At 65.9% G+C, this 22,927-nt stretch carries 29 protein-coding genes; 5 read left to right on the plus strand and 24 right to left on the minus strand.

Annotation, left to right across the window (positions count from 1 at the left end; translation table 11 throughout):
- The 3 genes from MIC448_RS07245 to MIC448_RS07255 all read right to left on the minus strand — a co-directional run.
- Positions 1–214: cation transporter (locus MIC448_RS07245; protein ID WP_036297864.1), on the minus strand; the 214-nt coding region annotated here is incomplete at its 3' end.
- Positions 211–564, minus strand: a complete 354-nt coding sequence (locus MIC448_RS07250) for a heavy-metal-associated domain-containing protein (protein WP_051513309.1) — start codon at positions 562–564, stop codon at positions 211–213. The genes MIC448_RS07250 and MIC448_RS07245, both read right to left, overlap by 4 nt.
- 46 nt (positions 565–610) lie before the next feature.
- Complete coding sequence (locus MIC448_RS07255; protein WP_036297866.1) at positions 611–895, minus strand: metal-sensitive transcriptional regulator; 285 nt, start codon at positions 893–895, stop codon at positions 611–613.
- 95 nt (positions 896–990) lie between these two features.
- Here MIC448_RS07255 and MIC448_RS07260 point away from each other — a divergent pair, with 95 nt between their 5' ends.
- Together MIC448_RS07260 and MIC448_RS07265 are read left to right on the plus strand one after the other, a co-directional pair.
- Positions 991–1,512: an AAA family ATPase gene (locus MIC448_RS07260; RefSeq protein WP_021010663.1), complete on the plus strand. Its 522-nt coding sequence runs from the start codon at positions 991–993 to the stop codon at positions 1,510–1,512.
- A gap of 113 nt (positions 1,513–1,625) precedes the next feature.
- Positions 1,626–2,114, plus strand: a complete 489-nt coding sequence (locus tag MIC448_RS07265) for a hypothetical protein (RefSeq protein ID WP_081766238.1) — start codon at positions 1,626–1,628, stop codon at positions 2,112–2,114.
- On the opposite strand, the gene MIC448_RS07270 is transcribed toward MIC448_RS07265, so the two are convergent.
- Positions 2,104–2,751: a hypothetical protein gene (locus MIC448_RS07270; RefSeq protein WP_243419920.1), complete on the minus strand. Its 648-nt coding sequence runs from the start codon at positions 2,749–2,751 to the stop codon at positions 2,104–2,106. The genes MIC448_RS07265 and MIC448_RS07270 overlap by 11 nt on opposite strands.
- 15 nt (positions 2,752–2,766) lie before the next feature.
- Between MIC448_RS07270 and MIC448_RS07275 the strand changes: the two genes are divergently transcribed.
- Positions 2,767–3,783: a hypothetical protein gene (locus MIC448_RS07275; RefSeq protein ID WP_081766240.1), complete on the plus strand. Its 1,017-nt coding sequence runs from the start codon at positions 2,767–2,769 to the stop codon at positions 3,781–3,783.
- Here MIC448_RS07275 and MIC448_RS07280 read toward each other — a convergent pair whose 3' ends face one another.
- The 5 genes from MIC448_RS07280 to MIC448_RS07300 are packed head-to-tail and all read right to left on the minus strand — an operon-like array spanning position 3,784 to position 7,520.
- Positions 3,784–4,101 carry a hypothetical protein gene (locus tag MIC448_RS07280; protein ID WP_036297871.1) on the minus strand — a complete coding sequence of 106 codons (318 nt, stop codon included), beginning with the start codon at positions 4,099–4,101 and terminating at the stop codon, positions 3,784–3,786.
- 11 nt (positions 4,102–4,112) lie between these two features.
- On the minus strand, positions 4,113–4,643 hold the full coding sequence (locus tag MIC448_RS07285; protein WP_036297873.1) for a signal peptidase II: 531 nt from the start codon (positions 4,641–4,643) through the stop codon (positions 4,113–4,115).
- On the minus strand, positions 4,640–5,248 hold the full coding sequence (locus MIC448_RS07290) for a cadmium resistance transporter (RefSeq protein WP_036297875.1): 609 nt from the start codon (positions 5,246–5,248) through the stop codon (positions 4,640–4,642). The genes MIC448_RS07285 and MIC448_RS07290 overlap by 4 nt, the downstream gene beginning before the upstream one ends.
- Positions 5,248–7,164 carry a cation-translocating P-type ATPase gene (locus MIC448_RS07295; protein ID WP_036297919.1) on the minus strand — a complete coding sequence of 639 codons (1,917 nt, stop codon included), beginning with the start codon at positions 7,162–7,164 and terminating at the stop codon, positions 5,248–5,250. The genes MIC448_RS07290 and MIC448_RS07295 overlap by 1 nt, the downstream gene beginning before the upstream one ends.
- Complete coding sequence (locus MIC448_RS07300) at positions 7,161–7,520, minus strand: helix-turn-helix transcriptional regulator (protein ID WP_036297877.1); 360 nt, start codon at positions 7,518–7,520, stop codon at positions 7,161–7,163. The genes MIC448_RS07295 and MIC448_RS07300 overlap by 4 nt, the downstream gene beginning before the upstream one ends.
- A 167-nt stretch (positions 7,521–7,687) precedes the next feature.
- Between MIC448_RS07300 and MIC448_RS07305 the strand changes: the two genes are divergently transcribed.
- Complete coding sequence (locus MIC448_RS07305; RefSeq protein WP_232711474.1) at positions 7,688–9,541, plus strand: cation-translocating P-type ATPase; 1,854 nt, start codon at positions 7,688–7,690, stop codon at positions 9,539–9,541.
- A gap of 9 nt (positions 9,542–9,550) precedes the next feature.
- Here MIC448_RS07305 and ccsB read toward each other — a convergent pair whose 3' ends face one another.
- The 15 genes from ccsB to MIC448_RS16700 all read right to left on the minus strand — a co-directional run bounded on the left by ccsB (position 9,551) and on the right by MIC448_RS16700 (position 21,386).
- The gene (gene ccsB, locus MIC448_RS07310; protein WP_036297881.1) at positions 9,551–10,597 is read right to left on the minus strand and encodes a c-type cytochrome biogenesis protein CcsB; all 1,047 of its coding nucleotides are present in this window, start codon (positions 10,595–10,597) and stop codon (positions 9,551–9,553) included.
- Positions 10,598–10,818: 221 nt separating this feature from the next.
- On the minus strand, positions 10,819–11,757 hold the full coding sequence (locus tag MIC448_RS07315; protein WP_036297883.1) for a cytochrome c oxidase assembly protein: 939 nt from the start codon (positions 11,755–11,757) through the stop codon (positions 10,819–10,821).
- A complete protein-coding gene (locus MIC448_RS07320) occupies positions 11,754–13,439 on the minus strand; it encodes a cytochrome c biogenesis protein ResB (RefSeq protein ID WP_036297884.1) in 1,686 nt (561 codons plus the stop codon). Before MIC448_RS07320 ends, MIC448_RS07315 begins: the two co-directional genes overlap by 4 nt.
- Complete coding sequence (locus MIC448_RS07325; protein WP_036297886.1) at positions 13,420–14,187, minus strand: cytochrome c biogenesis CcdA family protein; 768 nt, start codon at positions 14,185–14,187, stop codon at positions 13,420–13,422. Before MIC448_RS07325 ends, MIC448_RS07320 begins: the two co-directional genes overlap by 20 nt.
- Complete coding sequence (locus MIC448_RS07330) at positions 14,184–14,789, minus strand: TlpA disulfide reductase family protein (protein WP_036297888.1); 606 nt, start codon at positions 14,787–14,789, stop codon at positions 14,184–14,186. The genes MIC448_RS07325 and MIC448_RS07330 overlap by 4 nt, the downstream gene beginning before the upstream one ends.
- Entirely contained in the window at positions 14,786–15,121 is a 336-nt protein-coding gene (locus tag MIC448_RS07335) for a DUF6804 family protein (RefSeq protein WP_036297890.1), read from the minus strand. The genes MIC448_RS07330 and MIC448_RS07335 overlap by 4 nt, the downstream gene beginning before the upstream one ends.
- Positions 15,118–15,654: a signal peptidase II gene (locus tag MIC448_RS07340; RefSeq protein ID WP_036297892.1), complete on the minus strand. Its 537-nt coding sequence runs from the start codon at positions 15,652–15,654 to the stop codon at positions 15,118–15,120. Before MIC448_RS07340 ends, MIC448_RS07335 begins: the two co-directional genes overlap by 4 nt.
- Positions 15,644–16,318: a copper resistance CopC family protein gene (locus tag MIC448_RS07345; protein ID WP_051513314.1), complete on the minus strand. Its 675-nt coding sequence runs from the start codon at positions 16,316–16,318 to the stop codon at positions 15,644–15,646. Before MIC448_RS07345 ends, MIC448_RS07340 begins: the two co-directional genes overlap by 11 nt.
- The gene (locus MIC448_RS07350) at positions 16,311–17,222 is read right to left on the minus strand and encodes a cation diffusion facilitator family transporter (protein ID WP_036297894.1); all 912 of its coding nucleotides are present in this window, start codon (positions 17,220–17,222) and stop codon (positions 16,311–16,313) included. The genes MIC448_RS07345 and MIC448_RS07350 overlap by 8 nt, the downstream gene beginning before the upstream one ends.
- Positions 17,223–17,350: 128 nt before the next feature.
- Positions 17,351–18,016, minus strand: a complete 666-nt coding sequence (locus MIC448_RS07355; protein WP_036297896.1) for a thioredoxin domain-containing protein — start codon at positions 18,014–18,016, stop codon at positions 17,351–17,353.
- Positions 18,017–18,115: 99 nt separating this feature from the next.
- Positions 18,116–18,556, minus strand: coding sequence for a hypothetical protein (locus tag MIC448_RS07360; protein WP_036297898.1), 441 nt, complete (start codon positions 18,554–18,556; stop codon positions 18,116–18,118).
- Positions 18,557–18,617: 61 nt separating this feature from the next.
- Positions 18,618–19,523, minus strand: a complete 906-nt coding sequence (locus MIC448_RS07365) for a hypothetical protein (protein WP_051513316.1) — start codon at positions 19,521–19,523, stop codon at positions 18,618–18,620.
- 89 nt (positions 19,524–19,612) lie between these two features.
- Complete coding sequence (locus MIC448_RS07370) at positions 19,613–20,218, minus strand: DUF305 domain-containing protein (RefSeq protein WP_036297900.1); 606 nt, start codon at positions 20,216–20,218, stop codon at positions 19,613–19,615.
- Positions 20,219–20,295: 77 nt separating this feature from the next.
- On the minus strand, positions 20,296–20,805 hold the full coding sequence (locus MIC448_RS16695; RefSeq protein ID WP_373457223.1) for a DUF6153 family protein: 510 nt from the start codon (positions 20,803–20,805) through the stop codon (positions 20,296–20,298).
- A 41-nt stretch (positions 20,806–20,846) separates the two neighbouring features.
- On the minus strand, positions 20,847–21,386 hold the full coding sequence (locus tag MIC448_RS16700) for a M23 family metallopeptidase (RefSeq protein WP_373457224.1): 540 nt from the start codon (positions 21,384–21,386) through the stop codon (positions 20,847–20,849).
- A gap of 1 nt (position 21,387) precedes the next feature.
- On the opposite strand from MIC448_RS16700, the gene MIC448_RS07380 reads away from it, so the two are divergent.
- Positions 21,388–22,656 (plus strand): IS256 family transposase, encoded by a 1,269-nt coding sequence (locus MIC448_RS07380; protein ID WP_036297905.1) that lies wholly within the window; start codon positions 21,388–21,390, stop codon positions 22,654–22,656.
- Positions 22,657–22,927: the final 271 nt, after the last annotated feature.

The following is a 22,927-nucleotide window of genomic DNA, read 5'->3' on the forward strand; positions in this document are numbered from 1 at the left end:
GGGCTGGGAGGCTCGCTCCGTACCCCGCCTGCTCGACCGCCGCGATCAGCTCCTCCACCGGCACCGGGGCCTCCGAGTGCACGCGGGCCTTCTCGGTGGCGAAGTTGACCGTCGCCTCCACCCCGGGCAGCTTGTTCAGCTTCCGCTCGACCCGCGTCGCGCACGACGCGCAGGTCATCCCGGTGATGTCGAGATCGACGTCCAGCGTGCTCATGAGGCTGCGGCGAGGCTGTACCCGGCCTCCTCGACCGCCTCCCGCACCCGCTCCGCGTCCACCGGGGCGGTGCTGGACACGGTCACCGTGGACACGCCGCCGGCGTGCAGGTCGACCTCGACGCCGGAGACCCCGTCGATCGCGGAGACCTCCTCGGTGACGCTCCGCAAGCAGTGCGAGCACGTCATCCCCTCCACCAGGAACTGCGCCGACACCTCGCCCGATGCCGGTTGCGCCGTCGCGGAGGCGGTGGTGTTGGCCGTGGCGGCGTGGGAGGTGGGGGCGCAACAGGCGCAGCCACCGCCGTTCGTCGCCTGCAGGCCGAGGTCCTGGAATCCTTGTCCGGTCATGTTGTGCTCCTTTCGTGAGCGTGTCGATGCGTGTGGTGTGAACGTTCTAGGAGCGGACCAGCCGCGCGATCGCGGCGTTCGCCTCGCGGAGCTTCTCCTCCGCGATCGGGCCGCCCTGCGCGGTCGCCTGCGCGACGCAATGCCCGAGATGGTCCTCCAGCAGCGTCAGCGCGACCGACTCCAGCGCCTTCGTCGCCGCCGAGACCTGGGTCAGGATGTCGATGCAGTACACGTCCTCGTCGACCATCCGCGCGATCCCGCGCACCTGCCCCTCCGCTCGACGCAACCGCGCCAGCAGCGCCTGCTTGTCATCCACGTATCCGTGTGCCATCTCAGCCACCTCCGACGTCGATCGTATACCCTATAGCGGTATAAGGTACTTCGTGAAGAGGATATTCCCGGAGCGGGCAGAGCGAAAGGGCGAACGTGACCAACTGGTACGTCATCACCGGCGGGCCCAGCTCGGGCAAGACCACCACCGTGAACCTGCTGCGGGACCGCGGCTACACCACCACCATCGAGCATGCCCGGCACTATCTCGACCTGCAGCGCATCGCCGGCCGCACCGTCGAGGAGGTCCGGGCGAAGCAGCGGCAGTTCCAGCGCGGCGTCCTGGACATGCAGCTCGCGGAGGAAGCTGCCCTCGACCCGGACGCCACCGTGTTCCTCGACCGGGCCGTCCCCGACTCCCTCGCCTACTACCGCTTCCTCGATCTCGAGCCCGACCCCGCCCTGCTCACCGCGCTCGAGCACGTCGACTACCGCACGACGTTCATCCTCGACCTGCTGCCCCTGGCCGCCGACTACGCCCGCACCGAGGACACCGCCGCCCAGCAGCGCATCCACGAACTGCTGACCCAGGTGTACGAAGCGCTGCCCTTGCCGGTCGTGCGGGTTCCGGTCCTCAGCGCCGACGAGCGGGTGCAGTTCATCCTGGACCGGCTCTGACCGCTCTCGCCCGATCGGGATGTCCTGTGCAACGCTTGGGGCCCAGGGCACATCTCACCGGCACAGGTCCAGGCGAGAACGCGCCCCACGGTCGAACAGGACGGATGTCTCGGATGCCCACTCAGGAACGTCTCCGGAAGGACCTGCTAGGCGGCGCTCTCACGACCGCGCTCGGCGTCTTCACCCTCGGGATCGGGGTCTACTTCCTGTTCCTTCGACCCTCCCTCCTGCCAGAAGACATCCGGCATACGGGTATCGACGCCGCCACGCTGCCAGTGGCATTCGTGGACTGGCTCGGGATCGTCTTCTCGACCTGGGGCGGCTTCATCGCGGGGTTCGGGATCGTGCTGCTGGGCATCGGCGCGTCCCTGCTGTCCCGCCGCACGCTGTGGCTCTACCTCGGCACGGCGGCCGGGGTGCTCGTCGCCTTCGGACGCTTCGTCATCAGCAACATCCTGATCGGCTCGGACTTCCTGTGGTTCATCGCGACCATGTTCGTGCTGGCACTGGTGCTCGCAACCGTCCTCGTCTTGAACGTCATCCGACGGCATCGGACGAACGAGACCGCCTCCTCCGACGTCGACCGAACCGCTAGACGCTGACCGCTGCGAGCGACTGCCGGGCGATCTCGAGCTCCTCGTCCGTGGGAACGATCAGCACGGCGACCGGTGAGCTCGGGTCCGAGATCGCTCGCGCCCCGTCGGCCCTCGCCTCGTTGCGTGCCGGGTCGATCAGGATGCCCAGGCCCGCCATGCCGGAGACCACCGCCGCGCGCGTCGCGGCGGCGTTCTCGCCGACGCCGCCGGTGAAGACGATCGCGTCCGCTCCGCCGAGCTGGGCGAGGTAGGCGCCGAGATAGTGGCGCAGCCGGGGATGGTAGACGTCGAGCGCAGCGGCGGCGCTCGCATCCCCAGCGGCGGCCGCGGCATGGATGTCGCGCATGTCCTCGGTGCCGGCCAGCGCCCGCAGGCCGCTCTCGCGCGTGAGCAGCGCCTCCAGCCGATCCCATGCTACGCCGGCGCGGCCGAGCGCGAGGAGCACCCCCGGATCCAGGTCCCCGGCGCGAGTGCCCATCACGAGCCCCTCCAGCGGCACCTCTGCGTCGAGTGCCGCCGGCCCGTCGCGATCCAACAGCTGCTCGCCGACGATGCGGGAGAGATCCGTGAGGATCTCCACCCGCTTGCTGACTATCTGCTCACGCACCATGGCAAAGCGGCGTCGCTCGAACGCTGGCTGCACAAGAGCAAGTGCGCGATGGTGCTCCGCGAGCTCGCGGACGGGACCCTGCCGCTCACCGCCGAGGCGATCATCACCCGAGCCCGGTCGGGACAGTCGGTCGCGTTCCTCCTCTCACTGCTGGTCCGTTCCGGCGTGCTGCCGGAGCTCGACGTCGAGGGCACGCGCTTCGACCACTGGCTCAACGACTGGCTCGGTGGCATCGACCATCCCGAGGACCGGCTGATCCTGCGCCGCTACTGCACCTGGGAGCTCCTCCGATCCACTCGGACACTGCGCAGCGCGTCCAGCCCTGCTTCCGGCTTCCAGAGGCAGAGGGCTGCACTGAAGTACTGCGCCGCGTTCCTCGGGGAGATCCGGGCGCAGCAGGAGACGCTGGCGACGTTCCCGCAGCGCCTACTCGACGCGTATCTGACCGATTCGCCTAGCCAACGCGACGCGCTGGCACCGTTCACTCGTTGGCTGCGAAAACACCGGCTGAGCACCCTTCGGGTCGAGTTTCGAGCCCATCGCCTCGAGGGGCGAGACTACGCCTCTGATCACCGATGGCAGATGGCCCGCAGGTTCCTGTCCGATGCCGACATGGACCCGAAGACCCGGGCCGCGGGTCTCCTCGTGCTGCTCTACGGGATCCAGCTGACCCGCATCGTCACGATCACCCGGGCACAGGTCGACACGAGCTCGCGGCCCGTGACGCTCACCGTCGGGGCCGAGCCGATCGAGGTCCCCGCGATCCTCGGCGACGCCATCGTCGAGCTCGTCGATGCCACAAAGGGCCATCCTGAAGGGTGGTTGTTCCCCGGCCGGAACCCGGGCCGTCACCTCACCCCGGGGCCGCTCAGCCGTCGCCTTCGCGCCGAAGGCCTGCTTGCCGGGAGCGCCCGCACGACAGCGCTCATCGAGCTCACCCGGCAACTGCATCCCCGGATCGTCTCGGATCTCCTCGGCATCACGACGGCATCCGCTGCCTCATGGTCGCGTCTCGCCGGTGGCGAGTGGTCCGATTACCCGGCTCTCCGCTCCACCCACCCCTGATCAAGCATCACCCGTCAGAGCCGGGCCGGAAATCGCTTCGCGCAGTTGCTCGACGGTCGGAGAGCCTCCCAGCCCGGCAGGGGTACGGAACACCCGGCAGGCGAGCCCGACCGGCGTGTGCTCGTCGGCGAAGGGATCGACGCCGTCGACGAGGACGGTCGGTGACCCGTGGAATCCGAGGCGCTCGGCGTGCTCGGCGGTCTCGACCAACTGTCGTGTGACGCGGATATCTGATCGACCGTCGAGCAGCTCAGCAAGCCGGCGGTCGAGTACTTCCCAGTTCGGGCAGCCGTCGAAGTACTGCAGGGTGATCTCCATGGTTGGCCCTCTCAGTTCTCGGTGCCGCGGAGCATCAGGAGCGCTCCGGCAATCGTAGCGGTGACGATCACGATGTCGGCGAGGTTCCCGATGAACCAGTTGCCGTAGGCGAGGAAGTCGACGACGTGCCCCCGGGCGAATCCTGGTTGGCGGAAAAGCCGGTCGCCGGCGTGCGAAGCAGCGGCCCCGCCGAGCGCACCGATCACGATCGCCCACCCGGGGCGTCGGACCCGGAACGCGAACACGATCGCGGTGGCCGTGGCCGCGACGGCGATGAGAGCGAACACCCAGGTGAAGCTCTCCCCGAAGGAGAACGCCGCGCCGGGGTTGTACGCGAGCTGCAGGCCCAACAGGTCGCCGATCAGCGGGATGCGCTCGTGCTCCGACAGGGTGGCCTCGGCCCACACTTTCGTTCCCTGATCGATCACGACGACGACCACGGCGATCAGAAGCGCCCAGGCAGTGAGCCGCCAGCGTCCTCTCTGCGGACGCTCTCCCGACGCCGATGCCGACTCAACGTCGGTATTCGTGTCCGGGGTCATGCGAGGGCCTCGAAGAGACGGACGATAACGCCGGATTCAATGAGGATGAACAGGCCCAGGCCGATGAACACGACGGGGACGAGCCAGTGCTCGACACGTTCGAGCGTTTCGGTGACGGCCTTGTGGGTGCCGATCAGTCGCCCGGCAGCGCACCAGACGGCGACGAGGATCAGGAACACGACGATCATGACCGCGACGTCGCCGGGCGAGCTGGTGCGGAAGATCGGCGTGTAGAGGGAGATGTTGTCGGCCCCGTTGGCGATCGTGATCCCGGCGACCCCCCATAGTCCGACCGCGGTGATCTTGGAGTCGTCATCATCGTCGTCGCCGTTACGGCGCAGGCCGCGAATGAGCGTCCAGATGCCGATGCCGAGCGGGATCAGACCCAGGAAGCCGACCCATTCGTCCGGGACGATCGTGAGACCGAGCGCGGCGATCACGCTGATCACGACGAGTGTGATGAACCCGAGGTACTGGCCTGCGACGATCTGCCACGGTCGCGGCTTTCCCCGGCTGGAGGCGAGGAACAGCACGGTGAGCACGACGATGTCGTCGATGTTGGTCGCCGCGAACAGGCCGATCGCCGACCCGATGGTTGCGAGCATCAGCTTTCCATTCGTGGTGTGCGGGTGCGTGCGGCGCGCAGGCCGTTGAGGATCACGATGACCTCCGCGACCTCGTGGACCAGGACGACAGCCGCGAGCCCCAGGACCCCGAAGAGCGCGAGCGGGAGCAGTGCGGTGATGATCAGGAGGGACAGGATGATGTTCTGGTTGATGATCCGCCGGCCCCGCCGCGCGTGATCGAACGCCCGCGGGATGAGCCGCAGATCATGACCCGTGAAGGCCACGTCCGCAGACTCGATCGCCGCATCGGAGCCGGTCGCTCCCATCGCGATGCCGATGTCCGCGGACGCCAGGGCCGGGGCGTCGTTGATGCCGTCACCGATCATCGCGACCGATCCCGCCTTCGACAACTCGCCGATCGCGGTCGCCTTGTCCTCAGGGCGCAGCTCCGCGCGCACATCAGCGATCCCGGCCTGCGCAGCCAGCGCACGAGCGGTGCGGGCGTTGTCCCCGGTGAGCATCGTCATGCCGACGCCCTGATCCGCAAGCGTGCGGACCACCTCGGGGACTTCCGGACGCAGCTCGTCGCGGACGCCGATCGCCGCGACCGGTGCCTCGTCGCGGTGCACGATCACGACAGTCATGCCCTGCTCCTCAAGCCCTGCAACCCGGTCGCCGAGCTCGCCGGCGTCGAGCCAGCGGGGGCTGCCGACCGTGATACGAGCGCCATCGACGGTGCCGTCGATGCCGTGCCCGGCCTGCTCGGTCACATCCGCGGCCACGGGAACACCCGGGGCTGCAGCGGTGATCGCCGCCGCAAGGGGATGCGTGCTGTGCTGCTCCAGAGCCGCCGCCCAAGCCAGCGCCTGCTCCTCGGCAATGCCGTTCGCAGTGAGGACCGCGGTGACCGCGGGCTCGTTACGGGTCAGGGTGCCGGTCTTGTCGACCGCGACGTGCCGGACCGTGCCGAAGCGCTCGAAGACCGCGCCGGACTTGATGATCACGCCGAACTTGCTCGCCGCGCCGATCGCGGCAACGACCGTCAACGGCACCGAGATCGCCAGCGCGCACGGAGAGGCCGCTACCAGCACGACGAGCGCACGAGTGATCCATACCTCCGGGTCGCCCAGCAGTGACCCAATGATCGCGACGAGCGCTGCGAGAATCAGCACACCGGGTACGAGCGGGCGGGCGATCCGGTCCGCGAGACGCGCACGCTCGCCCTTCTCCGTCTGCGCTTTCTCGACCAACTCCACGATCGTCGTAAGCGAGTTATCGGTACCGGCCGCGGTCGCCTCGACCTCCAGCACGCCGGAGCTGTTAATCGCGCCGGCCGACACCGCGTCCCCGGGCTCGACCTCGACGGGGATCGACTCCCCGGTGATCGCCGAGGTGTCCAGGCTTGAGCGGCCAGAGCGGACGATCCCGTCGGTTGCGATCCGTTCGCCCGGGCGGACCACCATGACCTGGCCGACCGTCAACTCCCTCGCCGGCACCTGCGCAGAGACGCCGCTCTGCAGCACGGTCGCCGTCTCCGGCACGAGCTTCAGCAGCGCCCGCAGGCCGCCACGGGCACGGTCCATCGCCTTGTCCTCAAGCGCCTCAGCAATCGAGTACAAGAACGCCAGAGCAGCGGCCTCCTCCACATAGCCGAGGATGACCGCGCCGATCGCGCTGATCGTCATCAGCAGCCCGATCCCGAGCTTGCCCTTGAACAGCTTCCGAATCGCGCCAGGAGTGAACGTCGACGCGCCCAGCAGCAGGCCGATCCAGAACAGTACGAGCGCCGGGATCTCGAGCCCGGACCATTCAAGGATCAGACCAGCCAGGAACGCGACACCGGAGAAGACCGGCACCATGATCCCACGGTCCCTCCACCAGGGCCGCTCCACCTCTTCGGTCTCATCCTCCGCCGCAGTGGCAGGCTCGTGCTCGCAGCTACACGCCGCGCTCACGCGTCCGCCCCTGTACCGCAGCAGCCCGGCACCGTGCACGACGAGTCCACACACGGCGCGTGCTCATCGACCGCCAGCGTCACATCCACGAGCGCGACGAGCGCAGCCGCAAGATGCGGGTCAGCGATCTCGTAGCGCGTCTGGCGACCCTCAGGCTCGGCGACCACGATCCCGCAGTCACGCAGGCACGTCAGGTGGTTCGAGACGTTCGAGCGGGTCAGCTCCAACTCGCGCGAGAGCACGGCCGGATAGCTCGGTGCGTTCAGCAGAGTCATCAAGATCCGGGAGCGCGTCGGGTCCGCCATGGCCCGGCCGAGCCGGTTCATGACGTCGAGGCGCGAAGCAATAGTCAGCATGTACTGAACTATACAGCAAGCGCTGATCAATCATTGGTGATCAGTGCCCCACCATTCATTGGGAGAAGAGTCGGAAGCCGCTGAATACGCAACTCAGCAACAATCGGCGCTACCAGTATGAGGAGCTCCGCCCTGCCTGGTGGCGCGATCGTGCGCTGCTGCCCTCCGTGCTTTCTGGGGTGTTCCTGCTCGTCGGGTACATCTTCAAGTGGTCTGGGCTCGACATCCTCGCGTTGGCGTTGCAGTCGGCCGCGTTGGTGGCGGGCGCGTACACGTTCGTTCCCGGCGCTGTTCGGCGGCTTCTCCGCGGACGTCTCGGGGTGGGACTGCTGATGACGATCGCCGCGATCGGGGCTGTGCTGCTCGGCCACGTGGGCGAGGCAGCCACGCTTGCGTTCTTGTTCTCCCTCGCCGAAGCCCTTGAGGACCGTGCGATGGACCGCGCAAAGGAGGGCCTGCGCGCGCTACTATCCCTGATTCCAGAGACGGCGCGCGTCTCGCGCCTTGACAGCGATCTCACGATCCCCGCCTCGGAGGTGCGCGAACTCGACATCCTGGTTGTGGGTGCCGGCGAACGTGTCGCGACGGACGGTGTGGTCGTGGAGGGTCGCTCGAGTCTGGACACGTCTGCAGTGACGGGCGAGTCCATCCCGGTAGATGTCGCGCCTGGCGCGACGGTCGCCGCGGGTTCGGTGAATGGGGCGGCCACGCTCCGCATCGAGGCGACTGCGAATGGACGGGATAACTCGCTGACGCAGATCGTTGCTTTGGTGGAGCAAGCTCATGCCCGGAAAGGAGATCGGGCTCGGCTCGCAGATCGCATCGCGCGCCCCCTAGTGCCTGTAGTGCTGGTTGCCGCTGCCGCGATCGTCGTTTTCGGGTTCATCGTGGGGGATCCCGGGACGTGGGTCGAGCGCGCCCTGGTCGTCCTCGTCGCCGCGTCGCCCTGCGCTTTGGCGATCGCGGTTCCGGTGACGGTGATCAGCGCGATCGGCGCCGCATCAAAGTTCGGTGTGGTGATCAAGTCCGGCGAGGCGTTCGAGCAACTCGGCACCATTCGTACCGTGGCACTAGATAAGACGGGAACACTCACCCGCAACAGACCGATTGTCGCGGACGTGCGACCCGCCCCGGGCGTTACCCGCGAGGAGCTGTTGGACTGGGCTGCAGCGGTCGAGGCCACCAGCACACACCCACTGGCTGCGGCGATCAACCAAGCCGGAACGGGAGGCGCCTCCGCGACGAACGTGGTGGAGGACGCCGGCCACGGTGTCACCGGCCAGGTGGGCGACCGGGTCGTGCACGTCGGCAACGCCTGCTGGCTGGACCCCGGGGGGCTCCGCGTCGCCGCGGAAGAGATGGCAGCTCACGGCATGACCGTTGTTGTCGTCGAAGCAGACAGTCAGCTCGCCGGTCTGATTGGGGTGCGTGACGAGCTGCGGCCCGAGTCGGCAGAGACCGTTCGGATGCTGCACGCGCAGGGCATCGACACGATCATGCTCACCGGTGACAGCGATCGCACCGCGCGCGCGATCGCTGAGGAAGCCGGGATTACCGAAGTCCGGGCGGAGCAGCTGCCGAAAGATAAGGCCGACGCGATCGTGGAGCTCGTGGCGACGCATCCGACCGCGATGGTCGGTGACGGCATCAACGACGCCCCGGCGCTGGCTACCGCAACGGTTGGGATCGCCATGGGAGTGCGCGGTTCCGCGGCGGCGATCGAATCTGCTGACGTCGCCTTCACGGGCCACGATCTTCGCCTTATCCCTATTGCCTTGGCGCACGCGAGACGCGGTCGGCGGATCATGACGGCCAACATCGGCCTTGCGCTGGCGATTGTCGTTGTGCTTTTCCCCCTCGCGCTATTCGGGGTGATGGGGCTCGCTGGGGTCGTCCTGGTTCACGAGATAGCCGAGCTGATCGTCATCGCGAACGGCGTTCGCGCTGCGCGTCGCCCGGCTCTCGTTCGCAGCATGACTGAGTCAGCCGCCTCGCAGCCCGCACTCGCCTCGACGTCCTGAAGCTGCCGATCAACTGAGGCCCGAGTATGAGTGCAGGCCCTTGAAGAAGATGTTGACGATGGTGAAGTTGAACAGCACGGTCATGAAACCGATGATGGACAGCCAGGCGGAACGCTTGCCCCGCCATCCGCGGGTCGCCCGGGCGTGGATGTAACCGGCGTAGAGCACCCAGATGACGAAAGTCCACACCTCTTTGGTGTCGAAGCCCCAATAGCGGCCCCACGAGTCGTTTGCCCAGATGGCGCCGGCGATGAGCGTGAATGTCCAGAACATGAAACCGACGATCGCAAACCGGTAGGACAGCGATTCCAGGGCGTCGGAACTGGGGAGTGCGCGCAGAAGTCCAGAGCGGGGAATGTCGGCATCGTCGGACATAGCCAAGTCTCGCGTCTCGCGGCGCGCTTGCATCAACTGCGTGACCGATATTCCGCATGCAATCGCGAAGAGTGCTGTGGCGAGGGACGCGACGAACACGTGGATCACCAGCCAGATGCTCTTGAGCGGGTCCATCAGCGGGACGACCTCCACGTAGAACGCGACCGCCGCCCCACCGAGAAGGAGCACGACCATTCCGAGGAGAAATGCACCCAGGAAACGCAGGTCGTACAACCGGAGGACGAGGAGGAAGACCGCCACGATCAGCAACGTCCCGGTGAGGGCGAATTCGTACATGTTCGCCCACGGAACCCGCTCGGCCGCGATGCCGCGTGAGACGGTGCCCGCCGCGTGGAAGAGAAACCCGAGGACGGTGAGCGCGGTGCCGATGCGCGCCCACAGCAGTCGGGGGCGCAGTCTTGGCGGCACCCGCAGGTCATCGATGACTGCTGGTTTCGCGGCGGCAGTGTTGGCGAAGTCTGCCACGCCGGAGTGGGGGGCGTTTGTGCCCACAGCGACGAGCGCGGGTAGGTGCTCCTGGAGGTGCGCTGTATCGGCGCGCGAGGCACGTTGCGCAAGGTCGATGGTGAAGGCGATGAAGGCTAGGGAGTAGGTGGCGATTGCCGTCCACACCAGCAGCAGTGAGATCCCATCGAGGGAAAGTGGGTCTGTTCCGGGCATTGAGTTGTTTCCAATCGTGAGGGCGAGGTCGGTTGCGAAGACGGTGAGTGAATCCGAAAAGGATCAATCCGGCTCCGGCGCTGATCGGCAGGAGGGTGGTGAGCCAGGCATCGACGATCGAGGCCGGAGTGAGCCGGGTTCGGGGCGGGACAGCGGTGACCCTGCCGTCGCCGGTGTCGGCGTCGCGTCGGGTGAGAGGCGAAGGTGAGCGAGAGCATTCGTCAGGTATCCCTCTTGCGGAGCGTTTCGAGGTAGGCGTTGTAGGCGTCGAGATCGGGGTCGCCGTGTGTGTCGGCGTATCGTGCGGCGGCTGCGTCGCGGGTGGTGTCGTCGCGGTACCAGCGATGCATGACGAAGAGGAGCATCAGCAGGGTGGGTGCTTCTCCGTACGACCAGGCCAGCCCTCCCGCGATTCTCTGGTCTACGAGGGGGTCAACGCCGAGGGCGAGGCTGGATGCGGCGAAGTTGTCGATAAGAAGGCTTGCCGCGATCATCAGGAACACCCCGAAGAATGCGTGCAGCGCGGCTTCCGCGAAGACGTCGAGTGCTCGTCCCGCGTGATTGAGGTGCACGGGCAACGGGTCTGAGGAAAGCACGGGGATGGTGAACAGAATCCCCGCGATGAGGAAGCCGGCCTCGAGGCCGAGATGACCTCCGGGCAAAGCGAGGATGAGGTCGGCGAAGTCGGCCAGGTAGAGACCGTAGAACGCGAAGAGATAGAGCGGCAGCGCGATCCAGGGGCTGAGGAGCCACCGCGCGAACCGGCTGCGAAGCCCCGCGTGAGCTATCTGGAGGACAATGCGGCCGGCGCCGTGGTGAGGGGTGGCGCGCAAGAGGAGCGTGCCCGGCGAGCCGAGGACCAACAGCGGTGGGATCGCCATCATGAGCGTGAGTTGCTGGAACATGAACACCGAGAACAGCGCGTACCCGTAGGCCTCGACTCCCAGCCCGGTGATGGCGGCGAGGCTGACGCAGCCCAGCAGGAAGCTGACTGTTCGCCAGATCGGCCAGCGCCTGCCCCGCGTCCACATCCGGATCGCGCCTACGAGGTAGACGACCGCAAGAGCTGCCGCGATAAGCGGCAGCAGCGGGAAGGGTAGAGGGACAGGGGAGAGAAACCCCAGAAAAGTGGGCGGTACGTCGGGGACCCAGTCCGTCATCGGCGCGAGTCTGCGTTCGGCAGGTCGGTGTAAGCGGTGGAGTGTCGAGATGCGAAGTCGCTGACGGCGCGGGAAAGGGCCGGGTCCTCTCCCCGCGCGAGACCGGCATATTCGACGTGAACCCCGTCCGGCATCAGACGAGCTTTGACCCAGAGGCGTCGGCGCGGGACGAACAGTCCGGCGAACAGCCCCAGGAGGGCGAGGATCGAGAAGACGAGCACCCAGACGCCACTGGGATCCCTCTGGATCTGTAGGGACGCGAACCGTTTCACCGGCTCGCCGACCTGTTCCGTGTCGTCCTCCCAGGTGATGGTGCCCCACCCGTTCGGCAAATCAGCGGTGCCTCCAGGGGTGAGCTCGAGGGAGTCCAGGCCGGAGTCGGCGCCGGTGAGCTGGGTGAGCCCGGCGACATCCAGTGTGTAGACCGACCGGGGTATCCCGTCATCGATGCCGAGATCGCCGCTGAACACATTGAGGGTGAGGACCGGATTCGCGACATCGGGGTAGATCGAGGTGAACGCGCCTGAGGGAAGTACGCCTTGCGTGGGGTAGAAGAAGCCGACGAGGCCGACCTGCTCCGGCAGACCGTCCGGGATCTTGATGATCCCCAAAGAGGTCATCGCAGAGTCCTGCGGAAGGAACGGCTGCGACTCGCTGTAGACCAGCTCGCCGTCGGAGTTGCGGATGGAGAGGGTGGGAGCATAGCCGTTGCCGAGAAGGTAGACCCGATCGCCATCAACGGTGATCGGGTAGTTCACGAGCACGCTCTCGGCGCGGTCGTCGTCTCCCGGTGTGCGGACGGTGACGTCCGCAGAGAAGTCCCCCGCCTGCCCGGCCCCAGGCGCGCCGGGGAGTCGGTACGAGACCTGGAAATCGTCGAGGGTGAGTGAGTACGGTGCGAGCACGGTCCCGTCGACGAACCGGCCGGGATTGAACGAGGAATAGTCGCTGAGCGCGTTGACGAACGTGGTGCCTTCCACCACGACCCGCTGTCCGGTATAGGCGAACCCGGTGCCCACGGCGACCGAGGTGAGCACTCCAACCAGGGCGACGTGGAAAACCAGATTGCCGGTCTCACGCACATAGCCCCGTTCGGCCGACACCGACGCCCAGCCCGCACCATCGTAGCGGTGCACGCGATAGCCGGCCCGACGCATCTGACGTTCCGCGAGGTCAACTGCGAGCCCCATGGCGTCTGTGTTTCCGCCGACGACAGGCAGGGTTGTTTCCTGATAGGCCGGGAGTCGGGCAAGCCGAGCAGGGGTCCGAGGCGGCTGGGCCCGCAGTGCGGTGTAATGGTGCTTCGCGCGCGGGATCACGCAGCCGATGAGGGAGGCGAACAGCAGAAGGTAGATCGCGGAGAACCACGGCGACGAGTACACATCGAACAAGCCGACTGCGTCGGCCAGGGGGAAGACGTCGGGGTTGTTGCGCTCCCACTGGATGACCCCGTTCGGGTCTGCGCTGCGTTGCGGAAACAGCGATCCCGGAACGGCGGCGATCGCGAGCAAGAGCAACAGGACGAGGGCGGTGCGCATACTGGTCAGCTGACGCCACGCCCATCGCATCCACCCGACCAGCCCGAGAGAGGGGGCGACGATGTCGGCCCGATCGGTGTCGGCGTGATCGGGCGGCCGCAGCGGATCGACCGCACTATCGGTGTCAGAGCGGGGCGGGGACATTGATCACCACCTGCTGCAGTGTGGACATCAGCGCGGTCCACAGTCCGGTCACCATCAGCAGCCCCAAGACAACCAGCAGCGCCCCGCCGACGATGTTCAGGACGCGGATGTGGCGGCGGAGGATCGACACCGAGCGTGACGCCCACCCCCACCCGAGCGCGAGGAGAAGGAAGGGAATGCCGAGCCCCATTGAGTATGCAAGCCCGAGGAGACCCGCGCGGGCGGGGTCGCCGAGGTTCCACGACATAGACAGGATCGCTGCCAGCGTGGGGCCAATGCAGGGAGTCCACCCGACACCGAGTGCGAACCCAAGTAGGGGTGCACCGATTAATCCGGCCCGGCCTTGGACGCGGGGCCGCAGGGTGCGTTGTGCGATCCCGAAGAAGCCGATGAACACCAGCCCCAGCGCGATCACCACCACGCCGAAAATGCGGGTCAGGACGTTCGCGTATTGCAGCAGCAGGTAACCGAATGTGCCGCCGAGGATCGTCACGGATACGAACACCACGGTGAACCCTGCAATGAACAAACCCACTCCCACGATCATGCGGGCACGGTCCGCAGTGGCCGTGCGCTGATTAGTATCAGCAGCTCCCCCATCACCTACCGAGGTGCCACCGAGGTAGCCGAGGTAGCCAGGCACGAGAGGTAGCACGCACGGCGAGACGAACGAGACGAGACCGGCGAGGACGGCGATGGGGATCGCTACCCACAGGGCGCCATCGAAGACCAGCTGACCGGGATTCACGGAGAGTCCTCCGCGAGAGCGTCATCGACGAGGGTGGACAGGATGGATGCGGTTGCCAACTGCCCGATTATCCGGGCGGCGACCCGCCCGTCCCGATCTAGGACGAGTGTGGTTGGGGTGGCCTGGATGGGAGTGACCTGCGCGAACGCAAGCTTGACGGTTCCATCGTTCACGTCGATGACGCTCGGGTAGGTGACGTTGTTGTCCCGGGCGAAGGACAGAGCGGTGGCAGGCTGATCGTAGGTGTTGACCCCGAGGAAGGCGACGCCCTCGCTCTGGTAGTTCTGCCATACCTCCTCGAGGAGCGGCGCTTCGACGATGCATGGGCCGCATGCCGCATACCAGAAGTTCACGACCAGAACGTCCCCCCTGTAGTCGCTGCTGGAGACCGGTTCCCCGGTCTCGATGACTCCTTCGAAATCGACCGGATCGCCGCGCTCGCCCTCCGGGATCTCCACGACCTGAAAGTCGCCGGAGATGTAGCCCTTCTCACTCCCGTCCCGGTACTGCTCCGCGAGAGCGTCGTTGGCGGCGCATCCCGAGAGCACTATGGCGATGGCGAGCACCGTGGAGGGCCAGCCGATTCGCTCGCGCAGGCTCATGTGCGCGGCACCTTGATCAGCACACCCGCGACGAGGAACGCCACCGCCGCGAAGAGCTGAGCGCCCGCCCAAACGGGACCGGCGAACGGCAGCGGGAACACGGGATTCCAGATTACGGCGACAGCGAGGAATACTGGCGTCCACCACCATTGGCGGGCTTGGATCGAGAACCATCCCACGATGGCAGCCAGGATGGCGGTGACGAACAGCACCAGGGTGAACCAGTCGTCTCCCATGAGGACGGGGGCAACGAACAGCACAGCCGCAGCTACGAGCCCGGGGGCGAACGCATTCCGTTGAAAGGATGAAGCAACACGGGCTTTGTCGCTCACGGAACCACCTGCACGTTCGACTCGTCAGCAGCTGTGCTCGCGGGACGGCCTTCGCGGGTGCGCCGGGAGCGATTCAAGAGCGTCACGGCGAGAACGAGCGCGCCGGCGCCGAGGGCGATGTCGGCGAGATTGCCGATGAAAAGGTTCCCGTACGCGAGAAAGTCGGTTACCTCGCCGCGTGCGAATCCGGGGGGCGAGAACAATCGGTCGATAAGGTTTCCGAGCGCGCCCCCGAGGATCAGTCCGATTCCTGCCGCCCACCCGGCGCTGCGAGCACGCGTTGCGGCGACGACAAGGAACGCCATGGCGCTCGCGCCAAGCAGGGTGAGCAGCCAAGTTGCTTCGGAGCCGAGGGAGAGGATCGCCCCGGGGTTGAACGCCAGCTGCAGCCCGAGCAAGTCACCCAGGATGGGTATCCGCTCCGTCTCGCTCAGCCCGCCAATGGCAGCCGCCTTCGTTGCCTGATCGACCACCACTACGGCTGCGGCGACAATGCATGCCGTCGCGAACAATCGCACCTGGTTACTTTTCATGGGACGCGTCCTTACTTGTGCGCTCGGAATCCTGCTGCTCCTGTCGGTCGACCGCTTCCTCGTTGCGGAGTCGACGTTCGCGGGTGACCTTGAACACCACGATGAACCCCGCTCCGAGGATGATGACCCCGGTGAGTACTGCGAGGATCGGCAGGAGTGCTACACCTCCAAAGGGCTCGCTACCGCCGGTGTTGGTGGTTGTCTCGGCGGAGGTGATGGACGGTTCGGGCGCTTGTTCCGTCGCACCCGCGCCCGGGGTGCTCGCGTCGCTCTGAATCGGTTCGACCGTGTAGGTGTACTCGCCGCTGATCGGGTGGCCGTCGCCGGAAACAACCCGCCACAGAACGGTGAAGGCGCCATCCGGGGGGTTGGGTTCTAGGTGTTGCGTGATCGTGGTGCCACTGACAGTCGGGGCGTCAGTAGCGATGTTCTCGCCGCCGGGCGCGGTCACCTCGATGACCGCTGATTGCATGTCAGAGATGAGTTCGCCGCTGAATGACAGGGTGATCTCATCCGGCGAGACAGCGACCGTGGAATCTGCATCCGGGAAGGAGCCCAGGAGGTCGTCGTGCGCCTGCGCCGGGCCTGCCGCCGCGAGCGTGATTCCAGACCCGAGAAGGACTGCAGCGATGACGGAAAAGAGGTAGCGGCGGGATTTACGCATGGGTGGTGTGCTCTCCGGGGTGTGATTGCGGTTCGATCTGGAAGGTGGCGTGCTCGATGCTGACTGGGAAGTGCTCGGCGACACATTCCTGGAGTGCTCGCAGGAGCCGGGCGGACTGCTCCGGGGTGAGGGTGTCGTCGACCACGACGTGTGCGGTTAGCGTCGGGAGGTCGGTGGAGACTTGGGAGGCGTGCAGGTCGTGCACGGCGACCACCTGCGGGAGTTCGAGGATGTGTCGGCGTACCTCCGCCAGGTCAAGGGCGGGCGGGGTGGATTCGAGCAGGACGCTGCCGGAGGCGCGAAGCAGGATGAAGGTGCGTGGGATGATCAGGAGGGCGATCAGGATGCCGGCGATGGCGTCTGCCTGGTACCAGCCGAGGGTGGCGATCAAGATGGCGCTGGCGATGACACCGCCCGAGCCGAGTGCGTCATTGAGGACCTCGAGGAACGCGGCGCGCATGTTCAGGTTGCGTGTGCGACCGCTCATCAGTACCAGCAGGGACGCGATGTTCGCGACCAGGCCGACGATCCCGAAGAACAACAGGCTGCCGGATGCGATCTCGGGCGGCTCGAATAGACGTCGGATTCCTTCGACGAGAGCGAAGATCCCCACGCCCAAGAGAAGGGCGGCCTGGGCGAGTGCACTGAGAACCTCGGCGCGCCGGAGCCCCCAGGTGTGCCGGTCGGACGGGGGACGGTTCATGAGGTTAGCGGCGGTAACCGCCATCGCGAGGCCGATCACGTCGGTGAGCATGTGCCCCGCATCGACCAGCAGCGCGAGGCTGCCGGTGATGATCGATCCGATCACTTCGACCACGAACACCGCCAGGGTGATCGAGAATGCGATGAGCAATTTATTGCGGGGGGTCGCTTCGCTCATGTCGTGGCTGTGTCCTGCGCCCACGGTTCGCTCCTTTCAGGGGCGGTCGATGATCTGACGGGCCATCGCGATCGCTTCATTCCTCGCCCGCGTCGAGACGTGAGGTCGGTGGCGAGCGTCTACGATTGCCTGCGGCTCGGCTCACGCCGATTTCAGTCGGACGCTCCGTTGACTGCTTGATCGATCGTGTCTTCGAGGTCATTCCACTGCTGCAGCTCCAGAAGTGCCCCGTCTACGAAGAATGTGGGGGTGCTGCTGACGCCGAGCGCGCGTCCGTCGTCGAAGTCCGACTGCACCCGAGCCAGCGTGGCTGGGTCTGCGACTGCCGCGTCGTAGACGGCGAGGTCGAGCCCCAGTCCCTCGGCAAAGCCTCTGAACATATCCGCGCGGGATTCCTGCGACTCGCCCCATTCGGCTTGAGTCTCGAACAGTCGCTGATACATCGCCTCGAACTGGTCCTGCTGCGCAGCCGCTTCGGCCGCGAGCGCGGCGTTCGTGGAGTTGGTGTGCCCGGGCAGCGGGAAGTAGCGGATGACGTAGGTGATCTCGCCGTCGAACTTTTCCCGTATTTCTTCCACGATCGGGTAGAACGCGCCACACGCCTCGCACTCGAAGTCCAGGAACTCCACGACAATGACCGCGCCATCACCTCCGTCGTCGACGACATGCGAGTCGGGGCGCACCACCGAGACAACCCCGGCGTCGCCTGTGAGGGCCGAGGGCTCGCTCTGGTTCACGAGGGCATAGATAATTCCGGCAAGTACCAGAACGACAGCGACAGCAATGGCGATCAATGTCGCCTTTACGGGGGTTTTCACGAAGCAACTCCACACACTCAACACGCGAACGGCATAGAAACGGATGCCTCCGGCGGACGGCCGGAGCGAGACGCCATCACCAAGACGGCGCAGCGAGTATCAGGTTCGAGAAATGCTCAATTGCGTAAGTGAAAGTGCTACCTTGCGAGGCAGGGGCGGCGCGAGGAGGAGTACGCGGGTCATCGCGAGCGCGACGTTGGCGTGGGTTGGGCGCCCCCGCGAATGGAACCAATTGGTCGCCATCAGCACGAGAAGAAGCCCGCACAGCACTCCAAATGCGCACACCGCTATTCCCCATAGGGAATCGGTGCCCGAGTATGTGCTAACGATCGTCTGAACGGCCGGAGCGGGCGCTTCGACGTGTGAATCGATCAGCGCGACGCCGACAGGAACCGGCGCAGCGGCCTCCTGCTCGGAGTGAGTCGACACCCACGCGCCGAGGATGAGAAAGAACGCGAGCGCCACGCTCGTAATGATCTTCGTTATCAACAGGCGTTCGGACAAGATTGACGAGGGTCGGGACGACACCGGGGCGATCATGTCCTCCTCACCCTATCAACGTTCAATGGTGCGCTAAAGGTGCTCCGGCTTAGGCGCGCATTCACGACGCGATCAGGGTCACCCATGACACACCGAAATCCTCCGACGCGAGCACTCCTCGATCATCGGCCGCGAGAAGCATTCCGAACTCGTCCAGATAGCTGAACGCCTGCGCCGTACCCGAGAGAGCGCCCCCGGAAACCCATTCCGCGGAAGGTCCGTCCTGGTAGCGAACCGTGCCAGCGAGGTCGACTCCGACGAGGCCTCCGTCGTTCCGGGCGGCGATGACATACATCACGGGCGCCTGGGGGTCGGTGACGAAGCTCTCGCCGCCGTCAGAACTCACCGCCAGCCCCGCTTCCGTTGTCGCGTTTAGCGTGCCTCCGCTGCCGGGGGACACGACAATGTCGCGGGCCTGCACGGGGGGAAGGTCGACCCACGTCTGGCCGCCGTCGTCGCTGCGGCGCAGCGCCTCGCCCTGCAGCCCGTATATGGTTTCGGATTCCTCAGACGCGGCACTCAGGTCGTGAAAATCCGCTACCCCGGCAAGCGACACGCTCCGCCAGGTGAGGGCGCCGTCGTCCGATTGAACCAAGCCCACGTTCGGACTGCCGAAACCCTCCGGTGTCGCGGGCCCAGGATGCCCGGAGGCGTAGAGAGTATCGGCTGTCGAGGTGATGCCCATTGCATCGAATTCCCATCCGCCGACAAGCTTGGTCAGTTCTCCATTTCCGTCTACGGAGTCGAGACCATAAATGCCGGCGTGGGTCGCGATCAAGATGCCGTCTCCGTCGGGATTGTCGACTATGCCATGGACGTGTTGGAGCTCGGCGATGCCTTCCGGTGTTGTTGCGTCGGGTGAGTTGCTGCAGCCGACGAGCGTCAGCGTGGCGATGACGACTGTGACAGCGAGGCGGAGTTGTTGACTCCCGCCTCGCTGAGAGCGATGTTTGGACGTGCGGGTCATGAGCGCTTTCTGGCGAAGAGGGGTAAGCGAGGGGTCGCCAGTTTCACGGCGACCCCTCGTAATGGCAGGTGGCTACGGGCACGAAGCGCTTAGAGCTGCGTGAGCAGCTGCTCCATCTCTGCGATCTCCGCTGTCTGATCGTTGATGATCTTCTGCGCAAGTTCCACGGCGTCCGGGTTCTGCCCATCCGTCAACTGCGCTTGCGCCATCTCGATGGCTCCCTCGTGGTGCACGATCATCTGCTCGAGGAACAGCGAAGATGCCGCCGGTCCCGAGGCGTCTTCGAGAGCGGTCATATCCTCTTCCGACATCATCCCGCCCATGCTGTCCATGGAGCCCATGGAACCCATTGTCTCCCGGCCCCAAGACGCGAGCCAACCGTTCATGGTGTCGATTTCGGGTTGCTGCGAGGCTTTGATGCGTTCGGCGAGAGAGATGACCTCGGGCGCGACGTCGTCTTTCGCGAGGAGAACGTCGGACATTTCTATCGCCTGCTGGTGGTGCATGATCATTTCCATCGCAAAGGAAACGTCGGCGTCGTTGAAATCGACGTCCGTCGCCTCCGCCGACATGCCTGTCGATGGCTCGTTGCCATTCATGCCGTCCATGCCGTCCATGCTCGTGCCGGTACAGCCGGCAAGAAAAAGTGCAGTGGCAACTGTTCCTGCTGCGAGCAGGGTGGATCGAGTGCGCATTTCTTGTCCTCAAAAGTTCGTCGTTTGTGTTGGGTGAAGCCGTGGTCAGAGCGGGCTGCGTGGTGGCAGCTACCCGTTCACGTTCGACTGATGGAGAGGACGTTCAGGTCAGGAGGCTCGGGTGGCGCACTATCTTCGACACGGCGGCTTATTCGAGGAGAAATGAGGTGCCGCGGGAGGACGCGCATGGCCTTCGGGCGGACGCCGACGAGGAGGGCGCCTACCATGAGGGCCACTACGCACGCGAGCATGGACATCATGTCCCCTGTCGGGCACATTGATGAGCAGTCTCCTGCGGTTTCTTCGAGATCCGTTGACGCGGGCTTGTCGTGCGTCAACGACTCCGAACCAACAGCGTGTGCCTGAGTAGAGGCGGGCACCGAATGTTCGGCGGTACCGCCCATCCCATGCATGGACAGTAGCCCAACGATGATGAGTGCGGCGCCCAGAGTCGCGAGAAGAAGGGGGCGGATATAGCCGACGCGGCGAGTGAGGGCGACGCGTAGATGCATCACGCTCATGTGCGAAACCTTTCGCCGAATCCGATTATCGGCGGTTATACCGCCACGGGGTATCTTACATTCCATTCCTGGTGAGTCGGCTGGTACCGCCGCCTCTAGCTGCCAGATCAGATAGAGATGCCGCGCTCGCTCATGAATGGTTCCGGGTTGATTCGTTGCCCGTTTCGCCACACTTCGAAGTGCAAATGGCAACCCCGCGACAATCCGGAGTTCCCTTCCCGCGCAACCAACTGGCCCGCTGCGACCTGTTGCCCGTAGCTCACCAATATCCCGCCCTGCTGAAGGTGCGAGTATGCCGTCAATATGCCACCGCCATGATCGATGCGGACGTGCTGGCCGAACGCTCCATATGTCCCGGCGTATGCAACACGACCCGCACTCGCCGCAAAAACGCCAGCCCCGCAGCCCGTCGCCATGTCAGTGCCGTAGTGATAGCCGGTGCAATAACCGTTCTCGCAGATTGTCGCGCGCGCTCCGTAACGTGATGTCGGTCGCCCGCCGGACGGTCGCGCCCAACCCGACTGCCCGATCGGGTGAGTCCCATAGCGTGGTGTCACTTCCCGCGGGGTTCTCGTCGTTGTAGACGACGGAGGGGCCACCGTGGGGTGACCAGTTGTTTCCGGCAAGAAGCAAAGCAGAGATCCCACGATGACCCACCACCAGTCTGCCCTGACGACCCTGATCGGCGAAGTCCTCAACGATCCCGACCTCGCCCATTCCGATGTGTTCCGCCGGATGCTGCAGGCCGGGTTGCAAGATCTGATCAACGCGGAAGCGACCGTGAAGATCGGCGCGGGCCCGCATGAGCGCACCCCGGAACGCACGACCCGGCGTAACGGCACCCGCCCGAAGACCCTCGCCACTCCGGCCGGGGAGGTCGACCTGCAGATTCCGAAGCTGCGGGAGGGGTCGTTCTTCCCGTCGCTGCTGCACCCGCGTCGTCGGGTCGACAAGGCGCTCTACGCGGTGATCTGTCAGGCCTGGATCGACGGGGTGTCCACCCGCAAGGTCGATCAGCTGATCCGGGCGCTGGGCAACGACACCGGCATCTCCCGGTCGACGGTGTCGCGGATCTGCAGTGAGATCGACGAAGCCGTGCAGGAGTTCCTCTCTCGCCGGATCGATCACACTTGGTTCCCGTACCTGTTCCTGGACGCCACCTACCTCGATGTCCGCCACCGCGGCCGTGTCGTCTCCCAGGCCCTCGTCGTCGCGACCGGCGTCTCCGGTGAGGGACGCCGGGAGATCCTCGGGATGGCGCTGGGTGACGCGGAGACCACCGATTTCTGGACGGAGTTCCTCCGCGGCCTGCGCGACCGCGGGTTGAAGGTCGCCACCGACGCCGACCCGCTCGGCGTGACCCTGGTCACCTCGGATGCGCACGCCGGCCTGAAAGCCGCGGTCAAGGCGATCCTGCCCGGATCGGGGTGGCAGCGTTGCCGGGTTCATTTCGCCCGCAACGTCACCCAGAAGATCGGATCGGCCCGTTCCAAGCCCGTCAACGCGCTGATCTCGACGATCTTCGCGCAGACCACCACCGAAGCCGTGCTCGCCCAATACAAAGCCGTCACCGACAGCCTCCGCGCCTCGTTCCCCGAGATCGCAGCCATGCTCGAGGCTGCCGAGCCCGACCTCACCGCGTTCGCGCCACTGCCGCGCGAGCATTGGCAGAAGGTCTGGTCGAACAACCCGATTGAACGCCTCAACCGAGAGATCAAGCGCCGCGCCGACGTCGTGCAGATCTTCCCCGACCGCGACTCCGTGACCCGCCTGATCGGCGCCGTCCTGCAGGAACAGCACGAGGAATGGGGCTACGGGGAACGCCGCTACTTCTCCGACATCTCCATGCGCAACCTCATCCGCACCCTCAACGAGCACACCGAACCCGCCCGCCCCGAGCTCTCCCTCACCGCCTGACCACCACCCTCAGGAAGCAACCGGAATGACACCACGCCACGGGACTTGACCGCCCGATCTGTCCTGCCATGCCGCCGCCGCTGCCGCCCCCGCCAGCCGCAGCCGCTGCCTCGGCTGCACGCCGTGCCGCTTCCTCAGCGCGTCGTCTCGCTTCCTCCTCGGCGCGCCGTCGAGCTTCCACGCCGGCCTGGTAATCCGCCACGGTGCGTGCCGTGGAATCCTGTAGTGCCGCGAGCTGAGCCTCTAGGTGCGCGGGTCAGAATCGGGTGGC

The sequence above is a fragment of the Microbacterium sp. C448 genome, assembly GCF_000582705.2.
GTDB lineage: Bacteria > Actinomycetota > Actinomycetes > Actinomycetales > Microbacteriaceae > Microbacterium > Microbacterium lacus_A.

Excerpts from the sequence above, each read along its gene's own strand:
- MIC448_RS07250 (WP_051513309.1), bottom strand. The coding sequence starts at position 564 with ATGACCGGACAAGGATTCCAGGACCTCGGCCTGCAGGCGACGAACGGC.
- MIC448_RS07255 (WP_036297866.1), bottom strand. The coding sequence starts at position 895 with ATGGCACACGGATACGTGGATGACAAGCAGGCGCTGCTGGCGCGGTTG.
- MIC448_RS07265 (WP_081766238.1), top strand. The coding sequence starts at position 1,626 with ATGCCCACTCAGGAACGTCTCCGGAAGGACCTGCTAGGCGGCGCTCTC.
- MIC448_RS07275 (WP_081766240.1), top strand. The coding sequence starts at position 2,767 with ATGGTGCTCCGCGAGCTCGCGGACGGGACCCTGCCGCTCACCGCCGAG.
- MIC448_RS07280 (WP_036297871.1), bottom strand. The coding sequence starts at position 4,101 with ATGGAGATCACCCTGCAGTACTTCGACGGCTGCCCGAACTGGGAAGTA.
- MIC448_RS07285 (WP_036297873.1), bottom strand. The coding sequence starts at position 4,643 with ATGACCCCGGACACGAATACCGACGTTGAGTCGGCATCGGCGTCGGGA.
- MIC448_RS07290 (WP_036297875.1), bottom strand. The coding sequence starts at position 5,248 with ATGCTCGCAACCATCGGGTCGGCGATCGGCCTGTTCGCGGCGACCAAC.
- MIC448_RS07300 (WP_036297877.1), bottom strand. The coding sequence starts at position 7,520 with ATGCTGACTATTGCTTCGCGCCTCGACGTCATGAACCGGCTCGGCCGG.
- ccsB (WP_036297881.1), bottom strand. The coding sequence starts at position 10,597 with ATGCCCGGAACAGACCCACTTTCCCTCGATGGGATCTCACTGCTGCTG.
- MIC448_RS07315 (WP_036297883.1), bottom strand. The coding sequence starts at position 11,757 with ATGACGGACTGGGTCCCCGACGTACCGCCCACTTTTCTGGGGTTTCTC.
- MIC448_RS07320 (WP_036297884.1), bottom strand. The coding sequence starts at position 13,439 with ATGTCCCCGCCCCGCTCTGACACCGATAGTGCGGTCGATCCGCTGCGG.
- MIC448_RS07330 (WP_036297888.1), bottom strand. The coding sequence starts at position 14,789 with ATGAGCCTGCGCGAGCGAATCGGCTGGCCCTCCACGGTGCTCGCCATC.
- MIC448_RS07340 (WP_036297892.1), bottom strand. The coding sequence starts at position 15,654 with ATGAAAAGTAACCAGGTGCGATTGTTCGCGACGGCATGCATTGTCGCC.
- MIC448_RS07345 (WP_051513314.1), bottom strand. The coding sequence starts at position 16,318 with ATGCGTAAATCCCGCCGCTACCTCTTTTCCGTCATCGCTGCAGTCCTT.
- MIC448_RS07360 (WP_036297898.1), bottom strand. The coding sequence starts at position 18,556 with ATGATCGCCCCGGTGTCGTCCCGACCCTCGTCAATCTTGTCCGAACGC.
- MIC448_RS07365 (WP_051513316.1), bottom strand. The coding sequence starts at position 19,523 with ATGACCCGCACGTCCAAACATCGCTCTCAGCGAGGCGGGAGTCAACAA.
- MIC448_RS07370 (WP_036297900.1), bottom strand. The coding sequence starts at position 20,218 with ATGCGCACTCGATCCACCCTGCTCGCAGCAGGAACAGTTGCCACTGCA.
- MIC448_RS16695 (WP_373457223.1), bottom strand. The coding sequence starts at position 20,805 with ATGGAATGTAAGATACCCCGTGGCGGTATAACCGCCGATAATCGGATT.
- MIC448_RS07380 (WP_036297905.1), top strand. The coding sequence starts at position 21,388 with ATGACCCACCACCAGTCTGCCCTGACGACCCTGATCGGCGAAGTCCTC.